A 26,344-nucleotide genomic window follows, 5' to 3' on the forward strand; every position below is an offset into this window, starting at 1 on the left:
CTTTCCTTTCCATTGGGTTTGCAACTCAAATTCATTCAACATAAGCAGGTGTTAGAAAATGAAATCGTTGGTAACCAGTACATTCATTGTCATACTCGGACTTGTGAGCGCTGTCATTATAGGCTTCGGGCCAGATTTCCTGATGGAAACCAGAGGATACGACGAAGAACAGGTAGGGCTGTCCAATCAAATTATTATCAAGTTCAGCCACGTGATCGCGGAAAACACGCCGAAGGGTCTGACTATCGAACGCTTTTCCCAGCTAGTGAAGGAAAAGACAAACGGACGTGTCGAGGTACAAGTCTTTCCCAACAGTATCCTTCATACCGAGAAAACCGAGATGACTGCTTTGCAAAACGGCGAGATCCAGATGATCGCACCTGCATTCTCCTATCTGTCTAACACCATTCCCGAGTGGGCTGTGCTTGATCTGCCTTATCTGTTTCGATCCCAGGAGGATGTCGAAACCGTATTCAATGGGGAAATCGGTCAAATACTATTCGATAAGCTTGAAGATTCCGACATGAAAGGACTCGCCTTTTGGGCAAGCGGCTTTAAGCAAGTCACAGCCAACCGCCCGTTGATCATGCCTTCCGATTTTGTCGGACAACGCTTGCGCATCATTCCAGGCAACGTGATCGAAGCTCAGTTTCGCACGCTCCAGGCAATCCCTGTAGGCTCTTCCTTCAATGAATTATACAGCATGCTGGCTGCTGGAAAAGTAGACGGCGAAGAAAATACGATCTCCAATGTGTACACAAAACGGCTCTATCAAGTACAAAAGCACATGACGATCAGCAATCACAGCTATCTAGGCTACACCGTCGTGATTAATAAAACGTTTTGGAACAACCTCCCCGCCGATATTCAGCAGGCCATATCGGAAGCGATGCAGGAAGCGACAGCTTACAATAATCAATTGGCTGTTTCGATGAATGACAAACAGCTGCGCTTGCTCCAAGAAAATGGGGGAATGCACATCCACATACAGACTGCCGAAGAACGTGCCGCCTGGATCGAAGCATTACAACCAGTCTACGATCAATTCGCTCCGAGTATCGGAGAACCCTTGATGCAGAAAATCAGAGAGCTCCACCAACGCCGGTGAAGCTCTCAAGCAATCTCCTCTTTCTGCTCCTTGCGCATGGGCAAAATCAGCGTAAATACAGATCCCTCTGACGTGCTTTTTGCGAGGAGGAGATCTCCGCCAAGAGCCTTCGCCATCATGCGAGAATAGGACAACCCCAAACCGAGTCCACGTACTTTGTCTTTTTTATTGCTTCCCCGAAAGAAACGCTCGAACACAAGAGGCTGTTCCTTTGCGGGTATTCCTGGCCCATCGTCTTTGACGTCGATTCGTAAATCGGTGTCCGTTTCGTATAGAGTGAGCGCTATGCTCCCCTTCTCACCGACAGCCTGTTTCGCGTTGTTCAAAAGGTTAATCAAGATTTGCTGCACACGACCCGGATCGACATAGATCATCGCCTGCTTTTCCAGAACCCAAACGGTAAACGTCACGTGACCGAGGTCGTGGACAATCTGCCATTGTGAGGCGATCTCGCGGATCAGCTTGTTCACGTTTTGCTCTTCCTGACAAACGGTGATCGCTCCTACGGCAAATGAATTGAAGTCTAGCAAATCCTCTACCATTTTTTGCAAGCGCTTCGTTTCCTTCAGGCAGATTTCCAAAAACTCCTTCTGTTCCTCACCGGAAACCACCTCGTCGTTAATCGCCTGGATTAATCCGCTAATCGACGTAACGGGGGTTTTCAGCTCGTGTGTCACTCCAGCCAAAAGCTCTGTGCGCATGCTTTCCAACTGCCGAAGACGGTCGGCCATTTCCGCAAACGTATGCACCAGCTCGTGAATTTCTTTTTCCTTGATCGTTTTATTGATCAAGACGTCGTAGTTTCCTTCTACGATCTGTCGTGCGGACATCACCACATTTTGAATCGGTTCAGACAGCTTCCGCGCATGAAAATAAATAACGGCCCAGCCAAGCACACCCAAACTGCCCAGCATGATGACCAAATATTGGATTTCTTCTTTACCTACCTTGATATCTGTTTCTGGGAAAAGCAAGATTACCTTGCCTATTATTCGATCATTGTATTCCAAATTTTTTCTGATTACATACAGGGTCTCACCTGACGGATGCCTCACTTTATCCCACGTATCCGCCTGCTCCAACAACTGAGGAGCTGCCTGCTGCAAAGGAGGCGGGAGCTTGGTTGGCCGACTGTAAACGACCTCTCCTTTTACATCCTCAATGAACAAAATCAGGTTGCGATCCACACCCATAAACTTGCGCCGATTATCCAATACCTGATGAAGTTTTTCCCCCACCAAAATATTTCCAACATCATCGACGACTCGATCAGCCACTTCCTCTGCAAACAGTCGTGTGACCTCGATCTGCTTTTCAATCGCAGCGTACTTGATCCAATAGGCAGAGACAGCCCCAATAATGAGCAATCCGATCACGAGGGTGAATAGATAGCGTGTGGTCCAATAGCGCAGCAGCGATACGGGCTCATTGTTTTTTATAAACACAGAATTGATACCCAACCCCTCTTTGCGTCTTGATCTCGCCTTCCTGAACTGGCCAATTCTCCAGTGTCTTTCTGACCCGCTTGATCGCCAGGTCTACAGCACGGTCACTTCCACCATAGTCCATTCCCCATACTTGTTCGATCAATTGCTCACGGGTAAAGGTCTGATTCGGATTTTGTGCCAGAAAAAGCAGCAAGGACAAATCACGCGGGTGAAACGTCAGTTCGAGACCGTGCAACGTCACGTGGTGGGACTGAAAGTTTATTTTTAAGCTTCCAAATAGTCGGGTTTCCTGATCTTTCACCAAAATAACAGAGCGGCGCAGCACCGCATTGACTCGTGCAACTACTTCATCCGCGACAAAAGGCTTCGTTATGTAGTCATCTGCCCCTTGATTGAGTCCTTTGAGCTTTTGGTCTGTCTGACCGAGCGCTGTCATGATAATCACCGGACAGGAGCTCTTTTCGCGAATGTACTGGAGGATCTCCCAGCCGTTGCGTTCAGGGAGCATGACATCCAACAGAACCAGATCCGGCTTTTTCTCATCAAAAAGCTGCATGGCCTCGATTCCGTCGTTCGCTTGCCAGACCTCATACCCGGCCTTTTGCAAATAAGCCTTCAGCACGCGCGATATCACCAGTTCATCTTCTACCAACAAAATGCTTTTCATAACTTCCCTACCTGATTTACAGACATATGATCATTCCTATTCGAGAATTGTCGCATGGTCTCTCTAATAGTCTACGTACCTCTATTCTATCAGTTTACATCCTCGTATTAAAATTTGGCTTTGATGTTTTTGGAAAATAGGAAAAAAGCCTTGCATCCTGTGAAAAGGAGCAAGGCTTTTTTTGTGAGAAATGTCCCCACTTTAGATCATTTTACACGTCAAAGTTGATGTCTTCGTCGCTAGCATCGCCTTCGAACTCATAAATGGTATCGTCATTGTCGCTGTCGATGACTTCACCTGTAATGTCGGCATCTTCGAAATCCTTGTTGTCCCAGATATCTTTGATAATATCTTCAACGAGAGCCTCTACATCGCCATCGTCATCCAGATCATCGAATTCATCTTGGTATTTATCCAGATTGATCTCGATTTCTACGTCGATATCATCCTCATCGCCCTTCAGGGAGATACTCCATTTGAGGTCTTTGTAGTCATCGTAATCAGAATTCAGATCATCTTCCAGATCATCCAAGGCATCCTGAATATCATCATCGTTGTTGTTATTATTATTGTTTTTCTTGCCGTTTTTCAAATCAGAGATCTCTTTGTTCAGGCTATCGATGGTGTTTTGCAGGCTTCTGATTTGAGCGTCACGTGCAGCCAACTCGTTTGCGTGCTGGGAGTTAGGCATGTCTTTTACCGTAACGGTGTACTTCGCGCCATCCCATGCTACATCCTTGTTAAATACACCAGCCATCATGCGAAGTGGAATGTACGTGGTTCCGTTTACGATGAATGGTTCGATTGTAGTTGGAACAGTTGCACCGTTATAGATAACTTTAATGTTGTTGTACTTAGCTTGCAGATTCTTCGTTCCAGTAGCTGCTTGAGAGCTCGTCGGAATAAGTGTGGTAGTCAGAATCAACGCTGAGGCAATCGCCAGATATTGCTTCTTGAACATAGAAAATCCTCCATTCTCCCGGTTGTCTATTTCTTTCGTGTCACTATGTACATCTCTTACTTTACCTATCGTTCGTGTCGAGAGTATGTCAACAATTGATTTTTTCCTTTCCAATTTGAGGGGATTTCTATGACCAAAAGGACCAAAACAACCAATATGACCGTATCATTTTCAATTTTTCACACAATTTATACAATGCGAAAGAGAGGAATAAAGCGTTTTCAAAACCTGGAGGAGGAACGAATTTCATGCGGATCAACTTTAAAAATCTGACCGTACAGGTCGTTATTGCCATCATTCTCGGTATCCTAGTTGGTCATTTTGCACCCAAATTTGGCGCAGAGCTGAAGGTGTTGGCCGATATTTTTGTCAAACTGATCAAAATGGTCATTCCACCGATTGTCTTCTTCACCGTAGTGCATGGAATCGCCAGTATGGGAGACATGAAAAAGGTCGGTAAGATCGGCGGCAAAGCGCTGCTCTATTTTGAAATCGTTACTACAATCGCATTGGCGATCGGACTGCTCGTGGTCAACCTGATCAAGCCTGGGGTAGGCTTTGACAAATCGGGCCTGACCAGCGGGGACGTCTCCAAATACACAGAGGCTGCTGCCCAGAGTAACAACGGTTTTATTGATTTTATTACGGCGATCATCCCGGAAAATGTCGTCGGTGCTATGGCAAATGGCGAGTTGTTGCCCATTCTGTTCTTCGCTGTCCTGTTTGGTCTCTCACTCGCTGCCATGGGGCAAGCGTCCCAGCCTGTCATCAAGCTGTTTGATAAGCTGGCACACGGATTTTTTGGTGTCGTCAACATGATCATGAAGGTTTCTCCAATAGCTGCATTTGGTGCAATGGCGTACACGATTGGCAAATTCGGCATCGGTTCGCTGACCAGACTGGGGCTTTTGATGACGGCTGTCTACATCACGATGTTTTTGTTCATTATTCTCATACTGGGTGGGATCGCGCGCTACTACAAATTCAACATCTTCTCGTTTATCAAATACATTCGGGAGGAAATCCTGCTCGTGCTCGGTACATCCTCCTCAGAGTCCGCTCTTCCGAGAATGATGGATCGGTTGGAGAAGTACGGTTGCTCCAAATCCGTTGTCGGTCTGGTCGTACCGACGGGCTACTCGTTTAACCTGGATGGTACCTCGATCTATTTATCTATGGCTGCCATTTTTATCGCCCAGGCATATGGCATCGAGCTCAGCTTCTGGGAACAGGTCACCCTTTTAGGAATCCTGATGATTACGTCAAAAGGGGCTGCCGGTGTCACAGGTTCTGGTTTCATTACACTCGCCGCTACCTTGGCAGCCTTCCCTATCATTCCGGTCGAAGGCATTGCCCTCTTGCTCGGTGTTGATCGATTCATGTCAGAAGCTCGTGCCATCACGAATTTGATCGGAAATGGCGTAGCTACCGTGGTCATAGCCAAGCATGAAAATGAGTTCCATCCGGGACGCGTCCAGCAAGCAGATGAAACCGCCATCGAGTCGGACAACGATTCAGAAGCAAAACCGATCATGGCCTAGTCCCTATAAAAAAGAGGTTCTCCTATTGAGAGAGAACCTCTTTTTGCTTTAATCATTTGGCCATGTCTTACGAAGCTCCTGCTCAAATTGGCGCAGGTGATTAATTCGCTTCTGTGCTGCCTGATACTCCTCCTGCCAGCCCTCTTTCTCGCGCTCTCTGATCAGCTCCGCCTTTTTCTCCAGCTCCCTTACCTCATTGCGCAATGCGATCACGATGTCCAATAGCTCATCCATATCCATGGACCGCATGTCTTGAATAAAGATCCATTCAGCTTCAGTTAATCGATACTGTTTATTCGCCATGTTTCATCATCCTTAAAATAACCTCTATCGAAGCCCACTCATGGTGGAGCGACCGCGTTTTAGAGGAAGGTTAATATTCCTGTTCGTTTATAAGTGTGTCATTTTTTAATAAAAACGTTTCATTTTGAAGAAAAATGACGTCATTTCGTGTATAATAGTTGATGTAGGTATGAATGTCGACAATAATCCGCACAACAGGGGGGATTATTACTAAAATATCACCGGAATGGATATAATTCCAAATAATTATTGACGACTTGTTGCTCACTGAAAAAAAGAGCCGCTATCTATGCCAATACAGTGTTTTGCGCGAAGGAGGATCTTACATGTTCTCTATTAGAGAATCCGATTTACCAGGAATCGGTAGGAAGTACCAGGTCGAAACCAGAAGTGGCGACAAGCTGGTTATCGTCATTCACGATGACGGCCGCAGGGAAATGTATCACTTTGACCGTGATGATATGGACGAAACGATCTCCATGGTTACCCTTGACGATGATGAGGCGAGACAAATTGCTGCCATCGTAGGCGGCTTGACGTACAAACCGTCTGCACTGGAAACAGTCGAGGTTGCGTTAGACAAACTCATGATCGAATGGTACAAGATTGAATCGAACGCTCCTGCCATTGGCAAGACTATTGGGGAACTCAACATTCGTCAAGAAACAGGCGCTACCATCATCGCTGTTATCGAAAAAGACCATAAACAAACGATTAATCCCGGCCCCGAGTATGTCCTTTGTACAGGATCTACGTTGGTCGTTGCAGGTGAACGGAAGCAGGTGAAGGCTCTCAAGACTAATCTCAGCAACGGAGGTGAGTGATATTGGAGCACATCGTTTTTGAAGTCGGTCTCGCCCTCGCACTCATAGCAATTGCGGGGTTCCTCTCTATGAAGTTAAAATTCTCCATTGTACCCTTCTACATTCTTGTCGGGATGATCGTGGGTCCACACGCTCCCGACATCGGTTTGTTTGATCTCCGCTTTATTGAAAGCGCCCCGCTCATCGAATTTATGGGCAGACTTGGCGTACTCTTCCTGTTGTTTTACCTCGGACTGGAATTTTCGGTAGGCCGTTTGATCAAGGCTGGTCGATCCATTGCCGTAGGCGGTACGATCTACATCGTGATTAACTTTACCCTCGGCCTCGTATTTGGTTGGGCCGCTGGCTTCCCTCTCAAAGAGGTATTGATTATCGCCGGTATTACCACTATTTCCTCCAGCGCCATTGTGGCAAAAGTACTGGTGGATCTCAAACGTACAGCAAATCGCGAAACAGAGATGATCTTGGGGATCATCATGTTCGAAGACATATTCTTGGCCGTCTATATTTCGATCGTGTCCGGCTTGGTGTTAAGCGGTGCAACCTCTCTTGCTGGCGTACTCTCATCCGCATTGATTGCACTCGGCTACATGCTTCTCCTCATTATCGTAGGCCGCAAGCTCGTACCTTTCCTGAATCGGGCATTGAACATCAAATCAAACGAAGTGTTTATGATTACGGTGTTTGCCGCTCTGTTTCTGATTGCGGGTTTTTCCGAAACGATCCATGTTGCCGAAGCCATCGGAGCATTGCTCGTAGGTCTCGTCTTGGCAGAAACACAACACATGAAGCGCATCGAGCACCTCATCCTGCCGTTTCGTGACTTCTTCGGAGCCATGTTCTTCTTCAGCTTCGGCTTGACGATTGATCCGTTGGAGTTGGGTGGAGCCGTATGGTTGTCCATCGCTGCAGTCGCCATTACCCTCTTCGGTAACGTCGTGGCCGGACTTTTGGCTGGCCGAAGCGCTGGACTGTCTCCCAAGGCTTCTACCAATATTGGACTGACCATCGTATCTCGCGGTGAGTTCTCCATTATCATGGCTAATCTCGGAAAAGCGGGCGCACTCATGGAAATTCTGCAACCATTTGCGGCTCTTTACGTTTTGATTCTCGCCATTTTAGGTCCATTGTTGACCAAGGAATCCAAGCATATTTACAAGTTGCTCAATGCTGTGTTTCGTCTGGATCGAAAGACACCACACAAAGAACCAGAAAACAAAGCAGACGCTGGATAATAGGAGAGACATCACTACCGACAGCAGATATGCCTGCTGTCGGTTTTTCTATTTGATCGCAGACAACATGTTCTCCATGATTTCTTCACTCATCGGGCCGATGTATTTATTCTGGACCACGCCGTTCGAATCAATGATGTAGCTGGTCGGAATCGAAATGGCTTTGTACACATTCGCCACTTCTTTATCGGGATCGAGCAAGATCGGGAAGGTAATGCCATACAACTTCACAAAATCCGCCACCGCTTCCGGGCTCGTCTCCGTATCGGTCAAATTAACACCGAGAATAACGACGCCTTTTTCCTTGTTCTCTTCGTAGTAACGCTGCATGTCCGGCATTTCTGCGCGGCAAGGAGGACACCACGTCGCCCACAGATTGAGAATGACTTTTTTCCCCCGTAAATCGGACAGCTTGACCGTACCGCCACCTATCTGCTGGAGTTCAAAATCCGGAGCGGTATTCCCTTTTTCAATGCCAATCTGCCCGTTGCCTGAAGCGATGGGCTCCTGCTTGTTCAAGAATTCCGTATCAAAAATGCCCCATCCCAAAAGCCCCAAGAGTACGACGATCGCCCAAACATTATGATGCTTCTTCATCGGTCGTTCCCCCTATCGGCTTCACTCGTCTGGACAAAAAGAGCAGCAAGAGAGCGAATGCATAGTACATGAGCTGATCGCCGGAAAGTCCTGCAAACATAGCTTCTCGATTCGGAACAAAAAAGTGCACATAGACTTGGCTAATGGCAAACCACATCACGGGTGCAAGCCAAGCCACTAGATGAATGAGTCCTTCCTTTGCCCGATGCAGCCACCAAAGAAAGAAGACACATATGGCGACCTGCTGTACGTGATACCACATGCTGCTCTGTTCTAACACGACCGTGAGCAGCTGATAAACGCCTATTGCAGCAAGAGATCCTGTCGCCATTCCCAAGACGACGAAATGAACAGGAATCGCTTTTTTGCGTACCGTCTTGGTGAGGTAGACGACAACTGCCACGACTGCCAGCATGGCTCCGTTTTCTCCTCCAGAAAAATAAAGAATGGATGAGGGATTCTCCACCGCTTTCGAAAAATAAAACAGGACGTAGCTGAATTTCCAAATGAGAAATGCCAGCACCAGCGCATTGCTCAACAGCTCAATAACGGCTGATTTCATTTCTCTGTTATTTTTAAGCTGAGCGGAAATGGCCACATAACCGAGCGAAAGCGAAACAATGACCGCCAGCATGCTCATTTTCAACAAAAAAGGGCCCATTTGAAAAGCGTCCGACATTTTCGTTTCCTCCTTTAGGAAAATGTCTTACTCTAGGGAAGACAAGTATCCAAACAACTATCACCATATCAGGAAATGGGGAATAAAGGAATGCTCACGAATATTTTTACTTTGCAGGAGCGCTATGCCCTTGCTTTTTCTACGCGAACGGAGCATCCACAAGTGCGTGTATATCGCGATGAATCGGTCCCGGACATGTATAGCCATAATTATATAGAAATTATGTCAGTTCCCACTCAAGACTGGGTGCAAGCTTACATCGAGCAAGAGCTTCGACATGCCAAAGAGCAACAGCTTGGCCACTTGAAGCTGGAGCTGCACCCGTCGCTACCTTATTCAGAAGAGGTAGTGTCTTTTGCGACCCAGCTTGGGTTTGAAGTAAATACGATGCTGTACATGCTTGCTCCGCTGGATGTTGCCGATAAACTAGCGCCGAATCCACACTGCTCCGTTTTACGAGGGGATTCAACTGACGTCATGGAAGCAGGCATACGCTGTCTTACCGCTAGTGATTCCGTCATGATCAATCCTGATTTTGCTGTACGTAAAGCGAACCGGAAAAGAGAAATTTATGAAAGAGGTGAGATCATTCCGTATGTGTGCTTTGTCGATCAGGAGCCAGTCGGTGCATGTGAATGGCATCTTTACAAGGAGCTCGTTCGTATGGAGGAATTTTTTATACTGGATGCCTGGCAGCGTAGAGGATTCGGCACGGAAATCATTCGGGTCATGATGCAGGACGCCAAAAAACTCGGTGCCACCCATATGTACTTGACGACCTATGCAGATGATACTCCACAGGAAATGTACAGCAAGCTCGGCTTTCAAGAGGTCCAAAGGCATTTGGAAATGATCTGGCTAAAGAGCTAGAAAAAAGCTCCCACCAAGTAGCTTAGTGAGAGCCATCCTATTTTTGCGTTGATCTACTCTTTTGTGATGTTAAGCAGCGCTTCTGCCTCCCGATCCCTTCGGTCGGTTTCGCCACTTTTGGTCCACTGTAAAAATCGGTCGTCCAAAAGCTCTGCCAAGATTGCCCGTTTGTCCGCTTCGCTCACCGCCAGCGCGAGTACTTGTCTTCTCATGCTGCCGAGAAAAAGCGTGTAGTCCTCGTATTCCGGTCCCACCCATTCTTCGAGCTGGCGGCGCATTTTCTTCGCCAGACCCGGGTTGTTCCCACCCGTAGAGATAGCAATCTGCAAGTCTCCACGTGCAACGACGGATGGAACGGTAAAAGAACAGAGATCGGGGCGATCAACGATATTGATCCATTGATGCGGACGGCACGCTTCGTATACAGTCAGATTGACGGCGGGATCACTCGTCGCCGCGATGATGAGCACTGCCTCCTCTACGTCCTGCGGGATAAAGGGGCGCAGTGCTACCATCAGCTTCTTAGCGTGTGCCCATTCAAGGATGATTGCCGTACAGGAGGGACTCACAACGGTGACATCCGCACCAGCAGCAAGCAGACTACCGATTTTCCGCTCGGCTACCTGCCCGCCACCGACCACCAAGCAACGCTTGTTTTGTAGATTGACCATCATGGCATAGTGCGTCACCAGCGTTCCCTCCCCTCAGCTTCCTATTGTTGCACTTGCTCGATTCCAAGCGTAGCTTCAAACCAGTTGATTTTCTCACGCATCTTAACCACATCACCGACCAGAATGATAGCTGGATTCGTGATGTGACTGTTTTCAGCCAAACGTTCCTCAATATCAGCCAAAGTACCCGTTACCACCGCTTGCTGTGGGAGTGTTCCCCAAGAGATGACGGCTACTGGCGTATGCGGATCGCGTCCATGCTTGATTAATTGGGTGCGGATCAACGGCAGATTGGCTACTCCCATGTAAAAGGCAACGGTGTCGATGCCATTCGCGAGAGCACGCCATTTTTCTACAGCTAACTCCGGCTTGTCTTCGCGCAAATGTCCCGTCACGACAGCAAATGACGAGCCGTGATCGCGGTGTGTCACCGGAATACCCGCGTACGCCGAGGCTGCAATCCCAGCTGTTACTCCCGGGACAATTTCGAAGGCAATTCCTCGCTCAGCCAAATGCTGCGCTTCTTCTCCCGCACGGCCAAATACACAGGGATCGCCACCTTTTAGCCGAACGACGACTTTTCCTTCCAGCGCTTTATCCGCTAACAGCTCGTTAATGGATTCCTGTCTCATCGTGTGATGATCTGGCAGCTTGCCGCAGTAGATGCGTTCCGCCGTCTGTGGCGCGTACTCCAGCAGAGCTGGATTTGCCAGACGATCATACACAACCACCTCTGCCTTTTGCAGGCATTCCATTCCTTTTACGGTAATCAGCTTTGGATCGCCAGGGCCGGCTCCTACGAGATAGACTTTACCCGCGCCGCTCATCGGTCACTTACTCCTGCTGATGCAAATGTCGCCATCTCACGAACCATCCGTGTCGCTGCTTCCACGATTGGAAACGCCAATGTTGCTCCGCTTCCTTCGCCCAGTCGCAATTTCAGGCTGAGCAATGGCTCCTTGCCTAATGCTTGCAGGACAAAATCATGCCCCGGCTCCTCAGAACGGTGACCCGCGATCAAGTAATCAGCAACGAGTGGCTCCATTCGAACAGCAAGCAAAGCCGCTACCGTAGCGATAAAGCCGTCCAGCAGCACAGGGACGCGGCGAGAAGCTGCTCCCATGATCGCCCCTGCCATTGCTCCGATTTCCAGTCCGCCGACTTTTGCCAAAACGTCCAACGGATTGGTTGCATCCGGGCGATGCAGCGCAAGCACGTCACGAACAACTGCCTTTTTACGCTGCCAGCCTGCGTCATCCAGCCCTGTTCCTCGTCCGACGATTTGCTCAGGATCAGCTCCAGTTAAGGCTGACAGAATCGCACTACTGGCTGTCGTGTTGCCAATCCCTACTTCACCGACGATCAGGACTTTTGCACCTTCCCCGATAATCGCTTCTGCCATCTCGAGGCCAACTGCAATGGAGCGCTGCGCTTCGTCTGCGGTCATCGCTGCTTCTTTCAGCATATTGCCCGAGCCTGCTCTGATTCGCTTGCTGTAAACGCCCGGAGCTTCGACCTCGACCGCTACACCGACATCTACGATTTTTTGGATGGCTCCGATTTGTCTGGCGAAGACGTTGACTCCCGCTCCGCCATGAACCATATTCAGCACCATTTGCGCTGTCACTTCCTGCGGATAGGCAGAGACACCTTCCCGTGCCACACCGTGATCGGCCGCAAAAACAAGCACGCCCGGCGGTGTCACAACAGGCATCGTCTCACCTGTCATCCCTGCCAGCTCAATAGCCAATTGCTCCAAGCGACCAAGGCTGCCAAGCGGCTTGGTCAACTGATCCACATGCTGTCTCGTTTGCTCACTTGCTTCCTGATTTCGTGGCTCAATCGCCGGATAAATGACTGACATTATATTTGCACCGTTGCCAAAAGATAATAAAAGTCTATGCATCTTTTGTTTGCTTCCTGCTTCTTCGTGTCTGCTTTTGCCGTAGCTACTTACATTTTGTAACACTCCACAGGCGTAAATTCGGATACAACGAATCCTACACATTAGCCATAACTTATCAAAGTTAGTTTGCTAATTTCGCTAGATTGATAGAAGCATTGAGGTCTCTATCTAGTTCTAGACCGCAACCACACTTAAATACCCGATCGGATAGTTTCAAGTCCCTCTTGATTTCTCCGCAATCAGAGCAGGTTTTAGATGATGGATACCATTGCTCAGCTTCCAGGAAGCCAATACCGTATTTCTCGCACTTGTATTGTAACTGTCTTTTGAACGCATACAACTTCTGTTGTGCGAGAGCTTTTGATAAATAGTGATTCCTCATCATACCTCTGATATTCAAGTTCTCCATCACTACTTTGCTAGGCTTGGTTTTCACGATAGCATTAGTAGCCTGATGGATATGGTTTGTACGGATATTCGTTAGTCTTCGATAAAGCAAACGAACCGATTTCTCGACTTTCACAATGTTACATGTTTTGACGAAACGGTTTCCCTCCTTGTTCGATTCATATTGACGAGAAACTCTACGCTGTAACCGACGCAAATGCTTCTCAGCTTTCTTTACTTCTCTCGTTTTATTGATGTTTTTGAATACCATTCCATTCGAGCAGACAGCAAGTTCTTTGATACCTACGTCAATTCCAAGAGCTTGACCTGTTCGTTCTGGCTTTTTTATCTCATGTTCAAAACCAACAGATAGATACCAATATTTCCCGTCAAAGGAGATGCGTGGATTGTTATATTTCACATCCATGGGAACTTGCTCCGATGTAGATACCCACCCGACCTTCTCGATGAGAACGAGACCAGACTTTGCTTTTAACTTCACAGGGTCGTTGTAAAACGATGGATTAGAGTGCCTACGTCTCTTGAATCTCGGCTGATCTGCCAGTCCTTTGAAGAATCTCTTATATGCATCACATGCGTCTTTGACAGCCTGTTTGGTGATATTGTTGGAGACGTCATATAACCAAACATATTCTTCTGACTGTTTGAGTTGTGTAAGTTCTTTTCTTAAACCTCCGTCTAACAAAAACGCGCCACCGTTATGATAGTTTACTTCTTGTCTTGCTAGTGTCCAGTTGTAAACCCAACGAGCAGTTCCTGCCGATCTCCAAAGTTGTTGTTCTTGCTCAGGGGTTGGCTTTAGCCTAATTTTCTTCGCCAGTATCACCCTCAGCCAGCTCCTTTGTCATTTTCTTAGATTTATTCGCTCTTGATCCTTGGACCATGAACATCAGCCAGCAAGATTGTAAGAAAGGTAGAAACCTGAAGGGTTTATTGAATAATTTTACTCTGTAGCATCTCTTTTTCTTGAAAAGCCTTCATGTACTCTTCGATCGTATCCAACTTCACATGGCGACGAACGGTTTCCGCCAACAGATCGTACCCCTGCTCTCTCAGAGCGACAAAGGATGGGCGATCCTCGATGGGTGGAAGACCTTTTTTCTCACGGATGGTATTCAGCAACAGCGTGCGGAAGTGGTCATTGTGGAACAGGCCATGAAAATACGTGCCGATCAACTGCCGCTCCTCCTGACAATAGCCCTCCGTACGCCCCTCCATCTGGATAAAAGGAAAATCATTGCTCGGATAAGCAGATTGCCCCATGTGAATCTCGTAGCCTTCCACCGTCAGCCTTTCCTTCGCAAATACTGCTTCTCCGCGGGACAAAACTGTCGTTTTCTTCTGCTCCATCGTCGTGATCATCGGGATGAGGCCTAGCCCATCAAGCTGCTGCAACGGAGACTCGACCCCAGCTGGATCGTGAATGGATTCTCCCAGCATTTGATAGCCGCCACACAAGCCGACGATATACGTCTTCCCTTTATGATGAAGGTCTTTGACCGCCGCGGCAAGACCTGTCTCTCGCAGAAATTGCAAATCTTCAAGTGTATTCTTGCTGCCCGGCAAGACAATCAGATCTGGTTCACCCAACTCTTCCAAACGTGTCACAAAGCGCATCCGGCAATCCGGCTCTACAAAAAACGGGTCCACGTCTGTAAAGTTGGAAATTCGCGGGTAACGCAAAACAGCAATGTCAATCTCTCGCGGTGTCTCACGCTGACCTTGATAACGGTGCAAAATCAGCGAATCCTCCGCATCGATCCACAAGTCTGGAATAAAAGGCACGACACCAAGGACAGGCTTGCCCGTATATTCTTCGAACCAGTCCAGCCCCGGCTGCAAAAGTGTCAAATCACCGCGAAAACGATTGATGATGACTCCGATCACACGGTCCCGATCTTCGGGTTCAAGCAGCTGAAGGGTACCGACCAAGCTGGCAAACACACCCCCACGCTCGATGTCTGCCACCAAAATGACGGGCGCGTTCGTAAGACGAGCGACTCGCATATTGACGAGCTCGCGGTCATTTAGATTAACCTCTGCCGGACTGCCAGCCCCTTCGATGACGACCCGCTCGTAGGTGCTAGCGAGTCGTTGATACGCTTCCTCAATGATCCGCAAGCCCTCGTGGTAAAATTCTGTACGATAGGCCATCGCTTTCATGTTGCCGTATGGCTCGCCGTTGACGACAATTTGCGATTCAGAATCTCTAGTAGGTTTGATCAAAATGGGGTTCATATCGGTCGTCGCCAGAATTCCTGCTGCTTCCGCCTGAACGCCCTGTGCCCGGCCGATTTCTTTTCCATCAAGCGTAACGTAGGAGTTCAACGCCATATTTTGTGATTTGAACGGAGCTGTCTTGTAGCCATCCTGGGCAAAAATCCGGCACAGCGCTGTAGCAATCGCACTTTTTCCTGCATCCGAGCTGGTACCTTGCACCATCAACGGGAGGGCTTTAGGCACGAGCGGCCACCTCCGCGCAACGGCTCAGCCAACGTTCGACCAGGTCAGGATTGGAGCCGAAATGCAAGTGAGTATAGCCTGCGACCAGATTATCCTGTGCATAGCCCTCCGGTTTCGTACCGCGAAGCCCTTTCGTCTCATATGCTGCTGGCAGCTCTTGATCCGAAGCATAAGTAGAGTAATGGAATTCATGTCCTTTTGCCTGTTCCTCGGTTCCGAGCAAGAAATTGACTCCCTTGCCGCGCACTTCCCGATAGCCAAGCGCTGCGAGCTTTTTCTGCATGGTCACCTTGCCTGGGATGAGCCCCACCATCGGATAGCTGTCGCCCTCTGTCGTCACGATTGCCTCTGTCAAAAACATGTAGCCACCGCACTCAGCCAAGGTAGGCAAGCCTTTTGTGATCGCAGATCGGATCGATTGCTTCACCGCTTCATTTTGCGATAGCTCTGCTGCAAATTCCTCCGGGAAGCCTCCCCCGATGTACAAGCCATCCGCGTCCTCAGGCACTCCCTCTCCGGCCAGCGGTGAAAAAAACGCGAGCTTCGCGCCATATGCTTCGAGCAGCTCCAAATTTTCCGGATAGTAAAAATGAAAAGCAGGGTCCTTCGCGACAGCAATAGTGACAGTGGCAGATGCTTTTCGCGGAACAAACAGCGTAGGTTTCGCTTGTAGCGGCTCTGCCTTGGCCAGCTCCCAGATTTGTTCCAAATCTACTGTCTCCGCGATCAAGTCAGCCAGCTTTTCAAACAAAGGAGTCAACTCTCCACGCTCGACAGATGGCACCAATCCGAGATGACGTTCCGGTATTTCCAGCTCGTTCTCCCGTTTCAGGTAGCCCACGACCGGAATCCCGCACTCCTGCTCGATCGCTGCCTTCACGATTTTGTGATGTCCCTCACTGCCGACCTTGTTCGCGATGACACCGACGATTCTCGCCTGTGGGTTGAGCAATTGAAAGCCTTTGACAATCGCTGCCGCACTTCGCGCCATGCTCTGACAATTGACAACCAACAGAACCGGAGAGCCAGTCAGGATGCTGATTTCGGCCGTACTGCCTTTATCGCTGGTCGCTTCCTTGCCATCGTACATACCCATGACACCCTCGATAATCGAGATGTCTGCACCCTCGCTGCCGCGGACAAAAATCTCCTTCACGATCTCGTGCTCCAGCATGAAGCTGTCCAGATTGCGCGAAGCTCTGCCCGTCACAGCCGTATGATACGTAGGATCGATGTAGTCAGGTCCGCACTTGAAGCCCTGTACGGTATGCCCTTTTCTTTTCAGAGCAGCCATCAGTCCGATGGTAACGGTTGTCTTACCCGCTCCGCTGCCTGTTCCGGCAATCACAATACGGCGGCTGTCCGTCATGCGCGCTCCTCCTCATGATAGGGCATCAATCCGACCGAAATGGTGGTGTTGCCCGACTTCTTCTTGGTCAAAACGAGTTCGCCCGCGCCAGCATACAGCTTCGCGGCAGGCTCGCTCACTCCGTACGCGCCAGTGAACTTGAAGACGGTATCAGACGGATCGCTGATTTCTACCTGATTCAACTCTTCAGGCGAATACCAGACGAATGACCAGCCGTATTTTTCGCAAACGGCGATCAGACCTGCTTCATCCTTTTTCAGCTCGATGGTCGCCAGTGCTTTTACACTTTTGATTGAAAATTGCAGTTCATCCAGCGTTTCCTTGATGACTGCCTCGATCTCCTCTGCGGAGGTTCCACGGTTGCAGCCCATCCCGAGCACGATTACCTTCGGACGATAAAGGACGCCGTTGTCCAAAATCGATTGTTCCTCCGGTGTGAGCAAGCGATGAGAAACGACTAGAGCACCTTGCGGCTGATCGGCTTTTGCCTCAGCGATTGTCGCGTATTCCTTGATGGACGGTGGCATCGGCGTGTCATGCATCCACCAGTCACGTTCACCGGATTCATTGATGACGGCTACGCGCTCCTCATTTACGACAGAAGCACTGACAGGGGTCAGCTTTTCAGCGGAATCCCACTCCCAGCCAAAACGTCTACCAAATAGATCGACCGGGATCGTCTTTTGTACGTCAGATGCTGTCGTGATAATCGGACGAGCACCCATGACTGCCGCTACCTCGCGAGCCAGCTCATTGGCACCGCCCAAATGACCGGACAGCACACTGATGACATTCTCCCCACGGTCATCGACGACGACGACACCCGGGTCTTTCTTTTTATCTTCGAGCAAAGGTGCGATCATCCGAATAACCGCACCCAGTGAAATAATGATGATTAACCCTTTATAAGCAGGCCAGAGAGCGGGAAACAGCATCCGTACACTGTTCGAAAACAGCTGGATGCCGCGCGCTTCCTCATCTCCACGCTCGAACTTGCTCATGTAGTACAGGTCCGTCCCAGGGAATTTCTGTGCCAGATCGCGCGCCATCTCTACTCCGTGCTTCGTGATGGCGACGATCGCATAGTCTCCGCGCTGCTCGATAACAGGGATTTCTCCCTCGATCAGTTCGATGATCTTCATTATTCCTTCACACCTTTTCTGAACCCGTGTGTAAAGGTTTTATCGTACAGCTTGGAACGGTATTGCTCGCTCTTGTCGTGGATGTTCGGGTCCAATGCCCAGCCAGCCAAAATCATCGCGTGCTTGCGGATGCCGTTTTTGCCCATGTCTTCGTCCAAATTTTTCAGTGTGGTGCGAATGATCAATTGATCCGGCCAGCTTGCACGTTGTACAACTGCGACAGGCGTATCCTCGCTCCAGCCTGCCTCGACCAGTTCGCGGACTACTTTTTTCGTCAAAGTCGCGCTAAGGTACAGAGCCAACGTGCAATGATGCTCAGCGAGTGCACGCAGCTTTTCTCTTTCAGGCACAGGTGTGCGACCTTCCGCGCGGGTGAGGATGATCGTCTGTGTCAGATCAGGAATCGTCAACTCGGCACCTACTGCTGCCGCTGCCGCAAATACCGAGCTCACACCTGGAACGATTTCTACCTCGATGCCCTTTTCCTTCAACAATGCGATCTGTTCCATAATCGCGCCATAAATGGAGGGATCACCTGTATGCAGGCGTACGACTGTTTTTCCGCTACTAATCCGGTCTACCAACAGCTCTACCATTTCTTCCAATGCCATACCCGAGCTTTGCAGTACCTCTGCATCGGGATTGCTCATTGCTACCAATTCCTCGTTCACGAGAGAGTCGGTATACATAATGACATCTGCCTTTTGCAGCAGCTTCAAGCCTTTTACTGTAATCAAATCAGGGTCGCCGGGACCCGCTCCCACTATGTACAGTTTCATTACTTTTTCACCACCATCAGTGTAAGATAGCTAAGCTCTGCCCGCTCTAGTTCACGCATATCGGTCCAAACCATTTCCTCGGAGGAAGTGACCTTGGTCGCTACCGATGCCTTTTCAGCCAGCCCCATTTCTTTCAGCAAGCCAATGATCATTGGCAGTACTTTTGCTACCTTCAGGAACACGACGGTATCGTGGTTTTCAAGCGCTTTGCGCATGGCTTCCTTGTCTTCTGTTGCCGGGATGATGCCGATCTGCTCGTCGCCATCCGCCAGTGGCAGATTGAATCGCGATGCTGCTCCCAAAAACGAAGAGACACCTGGTACAGTCACGATTGGCACTTCTGGGTGCTCCTCATGCATGACGCGCATCATGTGGATAAACGTGCTGTAAAACATTGGATCGCCTTCCGTTACAAAAGCGACGTCCTTGCCTTCAGACAGACGTTCCCAGACGACCTCTACCGTGTTGTTCCACTCGCGCTCCAAAATTTCTTTGTCCCGCGTCATCGGGAAAACGAGTCCGAGCATTTCCTTGTCTGAGGATTGCACATACAGCTCCGCGATTTGATGTGCGTAGCTTTTGCTGCCCATCCGTTTTTTCGGGTAGGCAATCACTGGCGATTGCTGCAATAGACGAAATGCCTTTACGGTAATCAATTCAGGGTCGCCGGGACCTACGCCCAGTCCGTACAATGTTCCGATCTTAGTCACTTGCTGTCTCCTCCTTGGTCTTCTGCCTGCTTGGCCCAGGCCGTAATGATGTAGATCGGATTCAATGCTTCAAAGCGCGTTAGGGACAAAATCGGCTTGCTGCGCGATAGCTGTGCCAGTGTCACCGATGTCTCGAATCCTTCCTGCGCGAATGCTTGTGTCGCTTCGTACAATGTCTCAATGGTCGCTGCGTTCACCACAATCCGGCCATTCGGGCGCAGTCGTGTGCAGCAGATGTTCAACAGCTCGCGCAATTCTCCGCCACTGCCGCCAATAAATACGGCATCCGGGTCTGGGAACTGATCCAAGCCATGTGGGGCACGTGCGTTGATCACTGTCAAATCCGTGCGAAACTTCGCCATGTTCTGGCGGCAGTTTTCCAGATCGTCCGCGTTCTTCTCTACGCCGTACACTTCACCCTCACGCGCAATTCGTGCCGCTTCAATGGCGACAGAGCCTGTGCAGGTGCCGATGTCCCAAACGATGCTTTTAGCATGCAATTGCAGCTGTGCAATGCTTAAAATGCGAACTTCTTTTTTCGTAATGAGTCCCTTGTCTGGCTTGCGCTGGGAAAACTCCTCGTCTGCGATTCCAAACGGCCATACCGGGCTTGGACGGCGTTTTTTCAAAATCACGACATTCAGATCAGAGAAGATACCATCTGCCATTTCCTCAAGGGAATACCAGCCTGTCCGCTCTTCCGCACTGCCCAGATTCTCCGCCACGAACGCATCGTACTCGGTCATGTGGAACGAAAGGAGATAGCGGGCGATCGCTGCTGGTGAGTTTTCCCGATCCGTCAACAGTGCGACCTTATCCTTCCCGTCGATCCGCTGTGCCAGACCTTTGATACTGCGTCCGTGCACGCTAGCAAGTGTCGCATCCTGCCATGCTTCTCCCATTTTGGCAAAAGCGAGCTGGATGGAGCTTAGGTGCGGGTAAATCTCCACGTTCAGTTTTTTTGCAAGCAAGCTGCCGATCCCGTAAAAGAGCGGGTCGCCTGACGCCAGAATGACAGTCTTGCGCGTCTCTGTACGCAGCTCCTCCACCATGGCAGTCAGACCGCCCTTCAGTACACGCTTTTCCCCTGTATACTCCGGGAAAAAACTGAGGTGTCGCTCTCCTCCAACCAACAGTTCACTTTCTTCTATCCAAGTCCGGTACAACGGCAGCAGACTCTGCTGTCCATCATCCCCGATTCCAATTACTTTCATCGCCTGTGTCATTGATCGTCACCCTTCCCAACAGGGACCCTTTCATTGTGATGATGATGGTTTCGACCTCGATGCCGCCGCCCACTTCCTTAAGTGCAGCGCGACAACAGTTTTCGCACATGATCTCGAAAAAGGCGGGCGTGTCCACCATCATATCGCCTACCTGCGAAGCGGTGTTGGCTCCCAAAATTTCGTCAATACGCTCCTGCGAAGCTCCCGCATCTGCCGCCATTTGAGCGAGGAAGCCGAAGTCAACCGGTGCGCTTTTGGAGTGAACCATCATGACGCCTTGCGCTACCTTGGAAAACTTGCCCATCATCCCGACCAAGGTCACTTTGCGCATCTTCTTGTTCTTGCACTGCTTGAGAGAAAAGCCGACGAAATCGCCCATTTCCACGAATGCTTCTTCCGACAGCTCTGGATAAGTAGCGACCCCGTAAGATTCACTCTTTCCACCCGTCGACAGCACAATATGATCGCAGCCAGCTTCCTTGGCGACGTTGACCGCTTGCGCCACGCTTGCCTTGTAAGCAGAAGTGGAAAACGGCACCACGATTCCACGCGTCCCCAAAATGGAGATGCCGCCGAGTATGCCGAGTCGTCCATTCAATGTTTTTTTGGCGATTTCCTCGCCCGCAGGCACGGAGATGACGATTTTGATCCCGCGCTGGGTCCCGTAACCATCCAGAACAGCCTGCGCGGTTTCCCTGATCATTTTGCGCGGGACGGGATTGATCGCTGCCTCGCCAATCGGAACGGGCAAACCTGGCTTGGTCACCCGTCCCACACCGAGTCCGCCATCCAAAATAATGCCGGGCTCATCCGACCATTCTACGGTTGAGAGGATAAGGGCACCGTGTGTCGCGTCAGGGTCGTCTCCCCCATCCTTGATCGTGCTAACTGTCGCCCTCGCCAATGAAAATTCGCAGCTCTCCATCTGAAAGGTGACGTCCTCGCCGATTGGCAGGCGAATTGTCGCTTGGCTTTGCTCTTCCTGAGTAATCAGCGCGATCAAAGCAGCCTTGGTCGTCGCCGTTGCACATGATCCAGTCGTATATCCGTGGCGGAGGGGCTTTGCCTCTTTTTCGTCCGTTGCTGCTTTGGCTACCATCTGCTTAGCCCAACCGTTCCGCCATGATCGAAATGGCATTCAATGCTGCTACGGTTACTGGGCTTCCGCCTTTACGTCCCATGTTCGTGATGAATGGGATATCGAGCTTCGCCAGCTCTTCCTTGGATTCTGCCGCAGAAACGAAGCCAACTGGCATACCGATCACCAGACCTGGCTTTGCTTCGCCTTCCTTCACCATGCGGATCAGCTCCAGAAGTGCCGTAGGTGCGTTTCCGATGCAAAAGATACCGCCATCCGCTTCCTTGATCGCTTTGCGCATGGAAATGATCGCACGGGTCGTATTCAGGCGCTTCGCCTCTTCCATCACATCGCGGTCAGAGATGTACACCTTCACTTCTCCGCCGAATTTCTCAATGCGGTTTTTGCTGATACCGACTTGCACCATCTGTACATCTGCTACAACGATTTTGCCGCTGCGGATCACTTCGATTCCCGATTTTACTGCGTCCGGGTGGAAAACAAGACTGCGTCCGAGGTCAAAGTCTGCGGATGCGTGGATGACACGTTGTACTACCGGATATTGTTCTTCTGTAAAAGAATGCTCGCCCAGCTCATCCGTAATGATTTGAAAGCTCAATTCCTCAATCTCTTGCGGTTGTACGGTCATTGGTTTAAATTCCGTTTTGAAATCCATGGTTAGTTTCCTCCAGTCACAATTTAAATGCGCGTTCAAAAAGTCGGCTTTTCAGCACCGGACTTTGACGGTGAACGCCATATTCGATGTCGAATATGCTTCACGAACCACTTCGTGATCAAAAGACGACTTATTGAACAACCTCTTTGAGTTGTTCTAAAACACTGGTAAAGTCGGAAAACTTCGTTCCGTAATCGATCTTCGGACGACCGATGACGATTGTTTCGATGCCCATTTCCAGTGCCGCTTCCACCTTTTCATCAAAAGCGCCTACCTTGCCGCTCTCCTTGGTAATCATCAGCGTGACACCATAATGGTCGTAGAGCGCTTTGTTCAGCTCCTTGGAAAAAGGACCTTGCATCGCGACGATGTTTTTTTGCTCGACACCGAGCTCTTCGCATTTCTGCATATTGTCAAGACGCGGCAGCATGCGTGCTACCAGCGTCGTGTCCGGCAGGCCCAACAGCCGATCCGTGAACGTTTTCAGCGTCTTGCTTCCTGTCGTCAGCATGATGACGCCGCGCTTTTCAGCCGCCAGCTCTGCCGCCTGAACATAATCTTCTACCACAATCAGCTTCTCGCTGCCCGGTGAGGAGAGGCTTTCCCGCTCGTAGCGAATGTAGGGGACTCCCGCGCCCTGTGCTCCTGCCATGGCGTTTTTGGAGGCTTCCTCTGCGAAGGGATGACTCGCGTCGACCACGCATTGCACGGCTCTCTCTTGGATCAGCTGCTGAATATCTTCGGCGGTCAGGCGTCCGACCTGAACAGGCACGCCCGCCTCCTCCATGCTTTTCGCAGCATTGTCAGTGACGACCGTCGTCAACAGCTCGTAGCCCTTGTCCTTGATTTGCAAAGCCAACTCGCGCGCGTCGCTCGTTCCAGCCAGTACCAGAATCATGCTGTCTCCCTCCTACTTGGTAACGTGATCGTGATCGTGCTTGTGATCATGCTTATGATCATGGTCATGATCGTGATCGTGGTCATGGTCATGGTCGTGATCGTGATGATGATGGTGGTGACCATGGTGGTGGTGATGTCCATGCTCGTCATCATGGTGGTGATGGTGATGGTCGATGTGCTCCATCGCTGCCAGCCTGTACTGACAGGTATCACAGTTCAGCTTCACTTCACCGTGCAACGCTTCCACCACACGATCCTTGAGCACTTCTTTCAACAAAGGATGGAAGCCAAAATACTCGGCCATTTCGAACTGAGCTTCTGGGTATTGCTCACGGAACTTCTCCAGCTGATCGCTCATCCGTTTGATCAACACACCCGTGAACAGGAAGTACGGCAAGAGAACGATGCGCTTCGCCCCCAGCTTCAGGCAACGCTCAACACCCTCGTCGTACAATGGATACGTCACGCCCATGAAGGCAGTCTCTACCCACTTGGCTTTGTATCGCTCCCAGAACAGTCGGGACATTTTGTAAATATCGCTATTGGCATCTGCATCGCTGCTGCCGCGTCCGATTACGAGTACAGCCAGGTCATCGTTGTCTTCCCCGGAGGCAAAGCCTGCCTCTTCCATACGTGCGGTCAAAATATTGATGACCTCGTCGTGAATGCCGATCGGGCGTCCGTAGATGAACTGAACGTGTGGGTGCAGCTCCTTCGCCTCGTCGATAGCAGCTGGAATGTGAATTTTCGCATGTCCGGCAGAGAACAGGATGATTGGAATCACCGCCACGCGGGTTGCACCTCGTGCCACGCATGTATTCAAGCCTTGCAGCATGTCAGGACGGGCAAACTCCAGAAAGCACGTCTCGATAATCGGTACATCCAAGTCCGGAGTAAGCGTCGCTACAAACTGGCGAATCTCTTCATTGCCTTCCGGGTCCTTGCTTCCATGACCTACAAATAATACTGCGTCCATTTTATGTCCCCCTCGTTTTTATTCGGTGTTCTTGCATTAATCTCCGCATGCAGCGTTCTCGATTTCAGCTTTTGCTGGCTCGTACCATGCGTAGCCCTCCAGCTCACCTACACGTTGGAAAAACTTGTGGAACCGCTCGTTCGGAAACGCGTCTTTTTTGAATCGGTTCACGATTCGCTCCACGAGTGGAACAATCTCTTCTTTTTCGATGCCTTCCGCTACCGGAATACCAGAGTGTGCATTGCGTCCCACCGTTTTTGCTCCCAGGAATAAATCGAACTTTCCTTTGCGGAATACGATCCCGATATCCTCTTGAACCGCGCCATAGCACGCCATCCCGCAGCCGTTGAAGCCGATCTTCAGTTCCTTCGGCATTTCTTTTCCTCCCAGCTTTTGGTGCAGCTCGTCGGCATAAGGAATGCTGTCTTTTTTCTCGCCGTCGCAGAAATCACACGCTTTTACCTGCAAAACGTCTCCGATCGGGCTGAGAATCAATCCAAGCTCTCGCAAGCGGCTAGTGATGCTCTCAGGGTTGGCAGTCGGTACGCGCAAAATCATTTGGTGGTGTGGAGTGTATTCGATCTCGCCTTTTTCGCCGGCCACTTCGGCAATCGTCATCATTTGCAGCGGCGTGATTTTTTTATTGGCGACCCCCGGACTTACCGCACATTCGAAAATCATCTCTGGCGTAAAGGTAGATACCGGACGATGGACCTGCCCGGAAGCGGGCTTGGTTTCAATGCCTTTCGCCGCATTGATAGCCGTCAACGCCTCCATGGCCCATGTGAAAGGAGCTTTTGGTGCTGCTTCTTCTGTTACAGGCGGCGCTTCCAGAACTGCTGTGCTTGTTGCTGCACGATTTGCTGGTTCTGTAACAGTTTCTCTGTCCTCGGTAACGGCGATTGGCCTTTCTGCCTTCGGTGTTGCTGGTGCTGCCGGAGCTGACGCAAGGCTGCTCTCCTCGGAGGCCTCGAGCGACCATGGCTCATTTTCTACACGCAGACGCTGATGTAGCTTCAGTGGCTGCTCATCGGCAGACAGTGTGTATTTGCGCTGGTAGCCACGCGGCGTAATCATTTTGCCGTCGTATACAAACGTCGATGTATTTCCGATAATCACCGTGGTCAACATGCCGATATCATGCTCTAGCATTTGCGCCAGGGTCGTCACGACAACCGTTTCGCGTTCGCGATAAGCACTTTTCACGATACCGACTGGCGTATCTGGTGAGCGGTACTGCAAAAGAATGCGTTGCGCTTCCACAATCTGACGTGTGCGTCGTCCGCTGCGCGGGTTGTACAACGCGATAACAAAGTCAGCCATCCCTGCTGCGTCAATCCGTTTGGCAATCAGTTCCCACGGCGTCAAGTGATCGCTCAGACTGATCGTGCATGCGTCGTGCATGATAGGCGCACCGAGGATTGCCCCACAGGAATTGATCGCCGAGATGCCCGGTACGATTTCGATTGGTACGCCAGTAGCTTCTGTCCAGCCTTTTTCCACCAACACCTCGTATACGAGACCTGCCATCCCGTAAACACCTGAGTCTCCACTGGAAATGACCGCTACCTTTTTGCCTTCCTCTTCCGCCTGACGTACAGCTTCCCGTGCACGCGTTACTTCTTCTGTCATCCCTGTGCTGACGATTTGCTGATTCGTCAAAAGTCCGCGGATCAAATCTACGTAGGTGGAATAGCCGATAATGACATCGGCCTCCTGCAGGGCTTCCCGCGCCCGCTTGGTGATATGCTCAAAACTTCCTGGACCAAACCCGATCACAAACAACTTGCCGCTCATAAGGCCCCTC

Annotated in this window: 26 protein-coding genes; 5 read left to right on the forward strand and 21 right to left on the reverse strand. The window is 50.2% G+C overall.

Annotated elements, in window-relative coordinates:
• Window positions 1-58: 58 nt before the first annotated feature.
• Window positions 59-1,108 (forward strand): DctP family TRAP transporter solute-binding subunit, encoded by a 1,050-nt coding sequence (locus tag HP399_RS24635; protein ID WP_173620092.1) that lies wholly within the window; start codon window positions 59-61, stop codon window positions 1,106-1,108.
• A gap of 5 nt (window positions 1,109-1,113) precedes the next feature.
• Here the strand turns inward: HP399_RS24635 and HP399_RS24640 are convergent, their stop codons facing one another.
• The 3 genes from HP399_RS24640 to HP399_RS24650 form a co-directional block, all read right to left on the reverse strand.
• The gene (locus tag HP399_RS24640) at window positions 1,114-2,568 is read right to left on the reverse strand and encodes a HAMP domain-containing sensor histidine kinase (protein ID WP_173620093.1); all 1,455 of its coding nucleotides are present in this window, start codon (window positions 2,566-2,568) and stop codon (window positions 1,114-1,116) included.
• Window positions 2,534-3,223 (reverse strand): response regulator transcription factor, encoded by a 690-nt coding sequence (locus HP399_RS24645; RefSeq protein ID WP_173620094.1) that lies wholly within the window; start codon window positions 3,221-3,223, stop codon window positions 2,534-2,536. The genes HP399_RS24640 and HP399_RS24645 overlap by 35 nt, the downstream gene beginning before the upstream one ends.
• A gap of 211 nt (window positions 3,224-3,434) precedes the next feature.
• On the reverse strand, window positions 3,435-4,184 hold the full coding sequence (locus tag HP399_RS24650; RefSeq protein WP_173620095.1) for a stalk domain-containing protein: 750 nt from the start codon (window positions 4,182-4,184) through the stop codon (window positions 3,435-3,437).
• Between the two features lie 248 nt (window positions 4,185-4,432).
• Here HP399_RS24650 and HP399_RS24655 point away from each other — a divergent pair, with 248 nt between their 5' ends.
• Window positions 4,433-5,725, forward strand: coding sequence for a dicarboxylate/amino acid:cation symporter (locus HP399_RS24655; RefSeq protein ID WP_173620096.1), 1,293 nt, complete (start codon window positions 4,433-4,435; stop codon window positions 5,723-5,725).
• Between the two features lie 48 nt (window positions 5,726-5,773).
• On the opposite strand, the gene HP399_RS24660 is transcribed toward HP399_RS24655, so the two are convergent.
• Complete coding sequence (locus tag HP399_RS24660) at window positions 5,774-6,028, reverse strand: hypothetical protein (protein ID WP_173620097.1); 255 nt, start codon at window positions 6,026-6,028, stop codon at window positions 5,774-5,776.
• Between the two features lie 326 nt (window positions 6,029-6,354).
• On the opposite strand from HP399_RS24660, the gene HP399_RS24665 reads away from it, so the two are divergent.
• Both HP399_RS24665 and HP399_RS24670 read left to right on the forward strand, forming a co-directional pair.
• The gene (locus HP399_RS24665) at window positions 6,355-6,852 is read left to right on the forward strand and encodes a cation:proton antiporter regulatory subunit (protein WP_173620098.1); all 498 of its coding nucleotides are present in this window, start codon (window positions 6,355-6,357) and stop codon (window positions 6,850-6,852) included.
• 2 nt (window positions 6,853-6,854) lie between these two features.
• Complete coding sequence (locus tag HP399_RS24670) at window positions 6,855-8,087, forward strand: cation:proton antiporter (protein ID WP_173620099.1); 1,233 nt, start codon at window positions 6,855-6,857, stop codon at window positions 8,085-8,087.
• Between the two features lie 48 nt (window positions 8,088-8,135).
• Here HP399_RS24670 and HP399_RS24675 read toward each other — a convergent pair whose 3' ends face one another.
• Window positions 8,136-8,684, reverse strand: coding sequence for a peroxiredoxin family protein (locus HP399_RS24675; RefSeq protein WP_173620100.1), 549 nt, complete (start codon window positions 8,682-8,684; stop codon window positions 8,136-8,138).
• Window positions 8,668-9,363 carry a hypothetical protein gene (locus HP399_RS24680; RefSeq protein ID WP_173620101.1) on the reverse strand — a complete coding sequence of 232 codons (696 nt, stop codon included), beginning with the start codon at window positions 9,361-9,363 and terminating at the stop codon, window positions 8,668-8,670. Before HP399_RS24680 ends, HP399_RS24675 begins: the two co-directional genes overlap by 17 nt.
• Window positions 9,364-9,453: 90 nt before the next feature.
• Between HP399_RS24680 and HP399_RS24685 the strand changes: the two genes are divergently transcribed.
• Window positions 9,454-10,233 (forward strand): GNAT family N-acetyltransferase, encoded by a 780-nt coding sequence (locus HP399_RS24685; protein ID WP_173620102.1) that lies wholly within the window; start codon window positions 9,454-9,456, stop codon window positions 10,231-10,233.
• 53 nt (window positions 10,234-10,286) lie between these two features.
• Here HP399_RS24685 and HP399_RS24690 read toward each other — a convergent pair whose 3' ends face one another.
• The 15 genes from HP399_RS24690 to cobJ form a co-directional block, all read right to left on the reverse strand.
• A complete protein-coding gene (locus HP399_RS24690) occupies window positions 10,287-10,922 on the reverse strand; it encodes a precorrin-2 dehydrogenase/sirohydrochlorin ferrochelatase family protein (protein WP_173620103.1) in 636 nt (211 codons plus the stop codon).
• Between the two features lie 23 nt (window positions 10,923-10,945).
• The gene (cobA, locus tag HP399_RS24695) at window positions 10,946-11,731 is read right to left on the reverse strand and encodes a uroporphyrinogen-III C-methyltransferase (protein ID WP_173620104.1); all 786 of its coding nucleotides are present in this window, start codon (window positions 11,729-11,731) and stop codon (window positions 10,946-10,948) included.
• Window positions 11,728-12,768, reverse strand: coding sequence for a nicotinate-nucleotide--dimethylbenzimidazole phosphoribosyltransferase (gene cobT, locus HP399_RS24700; RefSeq protein ID WP_173620159.1), 1,041 nt, complete (start codon window positions 12,766-12,768; stop codon window positions 11,728-11,730). The genes cobA and cobT overlap by 4 nt, the downstream gene beginning before the upstream one ends.
• Window positions 12,769-12,931: 163 nt before the next feature.
• A complete protein-coding gene (locus HP399_RS24705) occupies window positions 12,932-14,044 on the reverse strand; it encodes an RNA-guided endonuclease InsQ/TnpB family protein (protein WP_173620105.1) in 1,113 nt (370 codons plus the stop codon).
• Between the two features lie 104 nt (window positions 14,045-14,148).
• On the reverse strand, window positions 14,149-15,681 hold the full coding sequence (locus tag HP399_RS24710) for a cobyric acid synthase (protein WP_173620106.1): 1,533 nt from the start codon (window positions 15,679-15,681) through the stop codon (window positions 14,149-14,151).
• On the reverse strand, window positions 15,674-17,050 hold the full coding sequence (locus HP399_RS24715) for a cobyrinic acid a,c-diamide synthase CobB (protein WP_173620107.1): 1,377 nt from the start codon (window positions 17,048-17,050) through the stop codon (window positions 15,674-15,676). The genes HP399_RS24710 and HP399_RS24715 overlap by 8 nt, the downstream gene beginning before the upstream one ends.
• Entirely contained in the window at window positions 17,047-18,192 is a 1,146-nt protein-coding gene (locus HP399_RS24720) for a cobalt-precorrin 5A hydrolase (RefSeq protein ID WP_173620108.1), read from the reverse strand. Before HP399_RS24720 ends, HP399_RS24715 begins: the two co-directional genes overlap by 4 nt.
• Entirely contained in the window at window positions 18,192-18,971 is a 780-nt protein-coding gene (gene cobM, locus HP399_RS24725) for a precorrin-4 C(11)-methyltransferase (protein ID WP_173620109.1), read from the reverse strand. Before cobM ends, HP399_RS24720 begins: the two co-directional genes overlap by 1 nt.
• Complete coding sequence (gene cobI, locus HP399_RS24730) at window positions 18,971-19,681, reverse strand: precorrin-2 C(20)-methyltransferase (RefSeq protein WP_173620110.1); 711 nt, start codon at window positions 19,679-19,681, stop codon at window positions 18,971-18,973. The genes cobM and cobI overlap by 1 nt, the downstream gene beginning before the upstream one ends.
• On the reverse strand, window positions 19,678-20,907 hold the full coding sequence (gene cbiE / locus HP399_RS24735) for a precorrin-6y C5,15-methyltransferase (decarboxylating) subunit CbiE (RefSeq protein WP_173620111.1): 1,230 nt from the start codon (window positions 20,905-20,907) through the stop codon (window positions 19,678-19,680). The genes cobI and cbiE overlap by 4 nt, the downstream gene beginning before the upstream one ends.
• A complete protein-coding gene (locus HP399_RS24740) occupies window positions 20,870-22,006 on the reverse strand; it encodes a cobalt-precorrin-5B (C(1))-methyltransferase (RefSeq protein WP_173620160.1) in 1,137 nt (378 codons plus the stop codon). Before HP399_RS24740 ends, cbiE begins: the two co-directional genes overlap by 38 nt.
• 4 nt (window positions 22,007-22,010) lie before the next feature.
• On the reverse strand, window positions 22,011-22,661 hold the full coding sequence (locus HP399_RS24745; protein ID WP_173620112.1) for a precorrin-8X methylmutase: 651 nt from the start codon (window positions 22,659-22,661) through the stop codon (window positions 22,011-22,013).
• 130 nt (window positions 22,662-22,791) lie between these two features.
• Window positions 22,792-23,559, reverse strand: a complete 768-nt coding sequence (cobK, locus tag HP399_RS24750) for a precorrin-6A reductase (RefSeq protein WP_173620113.1) — start codon at window positions 23,557-23,559, stop codon at window positions 22,792-22,794.
• 12 nt (window positions 23,560-23,571) lie between these two features.
• Window positions 23,572-24,537 carry a sirohydrochlorin chelatase gene (locus HP399_RS24755; protein ID WP_173620114.1) on the reverse strand — a complete coding sequence of 322 codons (966 nt, stop codon included), beginning with the start codon at window positions 24,535-24,537 and terminating at the stop codon, window positions 23,572-23,574.
• Window positions 24,538-24,573: 36 nt separating this feature from the next.
• On the reverse strand, window positions 24,574-26,334 hold the full coding sequence (gene cobJ, locus HP399_RS24760; RefSeq protein ID WP_173620115.1) for a precorrin-3B C(17)-methyltransferase: 1,761 nt from the start codon (window positions 26,332-26,334) through the stop codon (window positions 24,574-24,576).
• Window positions 26,335-26,344 lie beyond the last annotated feature (10 nt).

Origin of the sequence: Brevibacillus sp. DP1.3A, from assembly GCF_013284245.2 — a bacterium.
In the GTDB taxonomy this organism is placed as follows: Bacteria; Bacillota; Bacilli; order Brevibacillales; family Brevibacillaceae; genus Brevibacillus.

Coding starts and splice junctions, on each gene's coding strand:
- HP399_RS24635 (WP_173620092.1), top strand. CDS start 59: ATGAAATCGTTGGTAACCAGTACATTCATTGTCATACTCGGACTTGTG.
- HP399_RS24645 (WP_173620094.1), bottom strand. CDS start 3,223: ATGAAAAGCATTTTGTTGGTAGAAGATGAACTGGTGATATCGCGCGTG.
- HP399_RS24650 (WP_173620095.1), bottom strand. CDS start 4,184: ATGTTCAAGAAGCAATATCTGGCGATTGCCTCAGCGTTGATTCTGACT.
- HP399_RS24655 (WP_173620096.1), top strand. CDS start 4,433: ATGCGGATCAACTTTAAAAATCTGACCGTACAGGTCGTTATTGCCATC.
- HP399_RS24660 (WP_173620097.1), bottom strand. CDS start 6,028: ATGGCGAATAAACAGTATCGATTAACTGAAGCTGAATGGATCTTTATT.
- HP399_RS24665 (WP_173620098.1), top strand. CDS start 6,355: ATGTTCTCTATTAGAGAATCCGATTTACCAGGAATCGGTAGGAAGTAC.
- HP399_RS24675 (WP_173620100.1), bottom strand. CDS start 8,684: ATGAAGAAGCATCATAATGTTTGGGCGATCGTCGTACTCTTGGGGCTT.
- HP399_RS24680 (WP_173620101.1), bottom strand. CDS start 9,363: ATGTCGGACGCTTTTCAAATGGGCCCTTTTTTGTTGAAAATGAGCATG.
- HP399_RS24685 (WP_173620102.1), top strand. CDS start 9,454: ATGCTCACGAATATTTTTACTTTGCAGGAGCGCTATGCCCTTGCTTTT.
- cobA (WP_173620104.1), bottom strand. CDS start 11,731: ATGAGCGGCGCGGGTAAAGTCTATCTCGTAGGAGCCGGCCCTGGCGAT.
- cobT (WP_173620159.1), bottom strand. CDS start 12,768: ATGTCAGTCATTTATCCGGCGATTGAGCCACGAAATCAGGAAGCAAGT.
- HP399_RS24715 (WP_173620107.1), bottom strand. CDS start 17,050: ATGACGGACAGCCGCCGTATTGTGATTGCCGGAACAGGCAGCGGAGCG.
- HP399_RS24720 (WP_173620108.1), bottom strand. CDS start 18,192: ATGAAGATCATCGAACTGATCGAGGGAGAAATCCCTGTTATCGAGCAG.
- cobM (WP_173620109.1), bottom strand. CDS start 18,971: ATGAAACTGTACATAGTGGGAGCGGGTCCCGGCGACCCTGATTTGATT.
- cbiE (WP_173620111.1), bottom strand. CDS start 20,907: ATGACACAGGCGATGAAAGTAATTGGAATCGGGGATGATGGACAGCAG.
- HP399_RS24740 (WP_173620160.1), bottom strand. CDS start 22,006: ATGGTAGCCAAAGCAGCAACGGACGAAAAAGAGGCAAAGCCCCTCCGC.
- HP399_RS24745 (WP_173620112.1), bottom strand. CDS start 22,661: ATGGATTTCAAAACGGAATTTAAACCAATGACCGTACAACCGCAAGAG.
- cobK (WP_173620113.1), bottom strand. CDS start 23,559: ATGATTCTGGTACTGGCTGGAACGAGCGACGCGCGCGAGTTGGCTTTG.
- HP399_RS24755 (WP_173620114.1), bottom strand. CDS start 24,537: ATGGACGCAGTATTATTTGTAGGTCATGGAAGCAAGGACCCGGAAGGC.
- cobJ (WP_173620115.1), bottom strand. CDS start 26,334: ATGAGCGGCAAGTTGTTTGTGATCGGGTTTGGTCCAGGAAGTTTTGAG.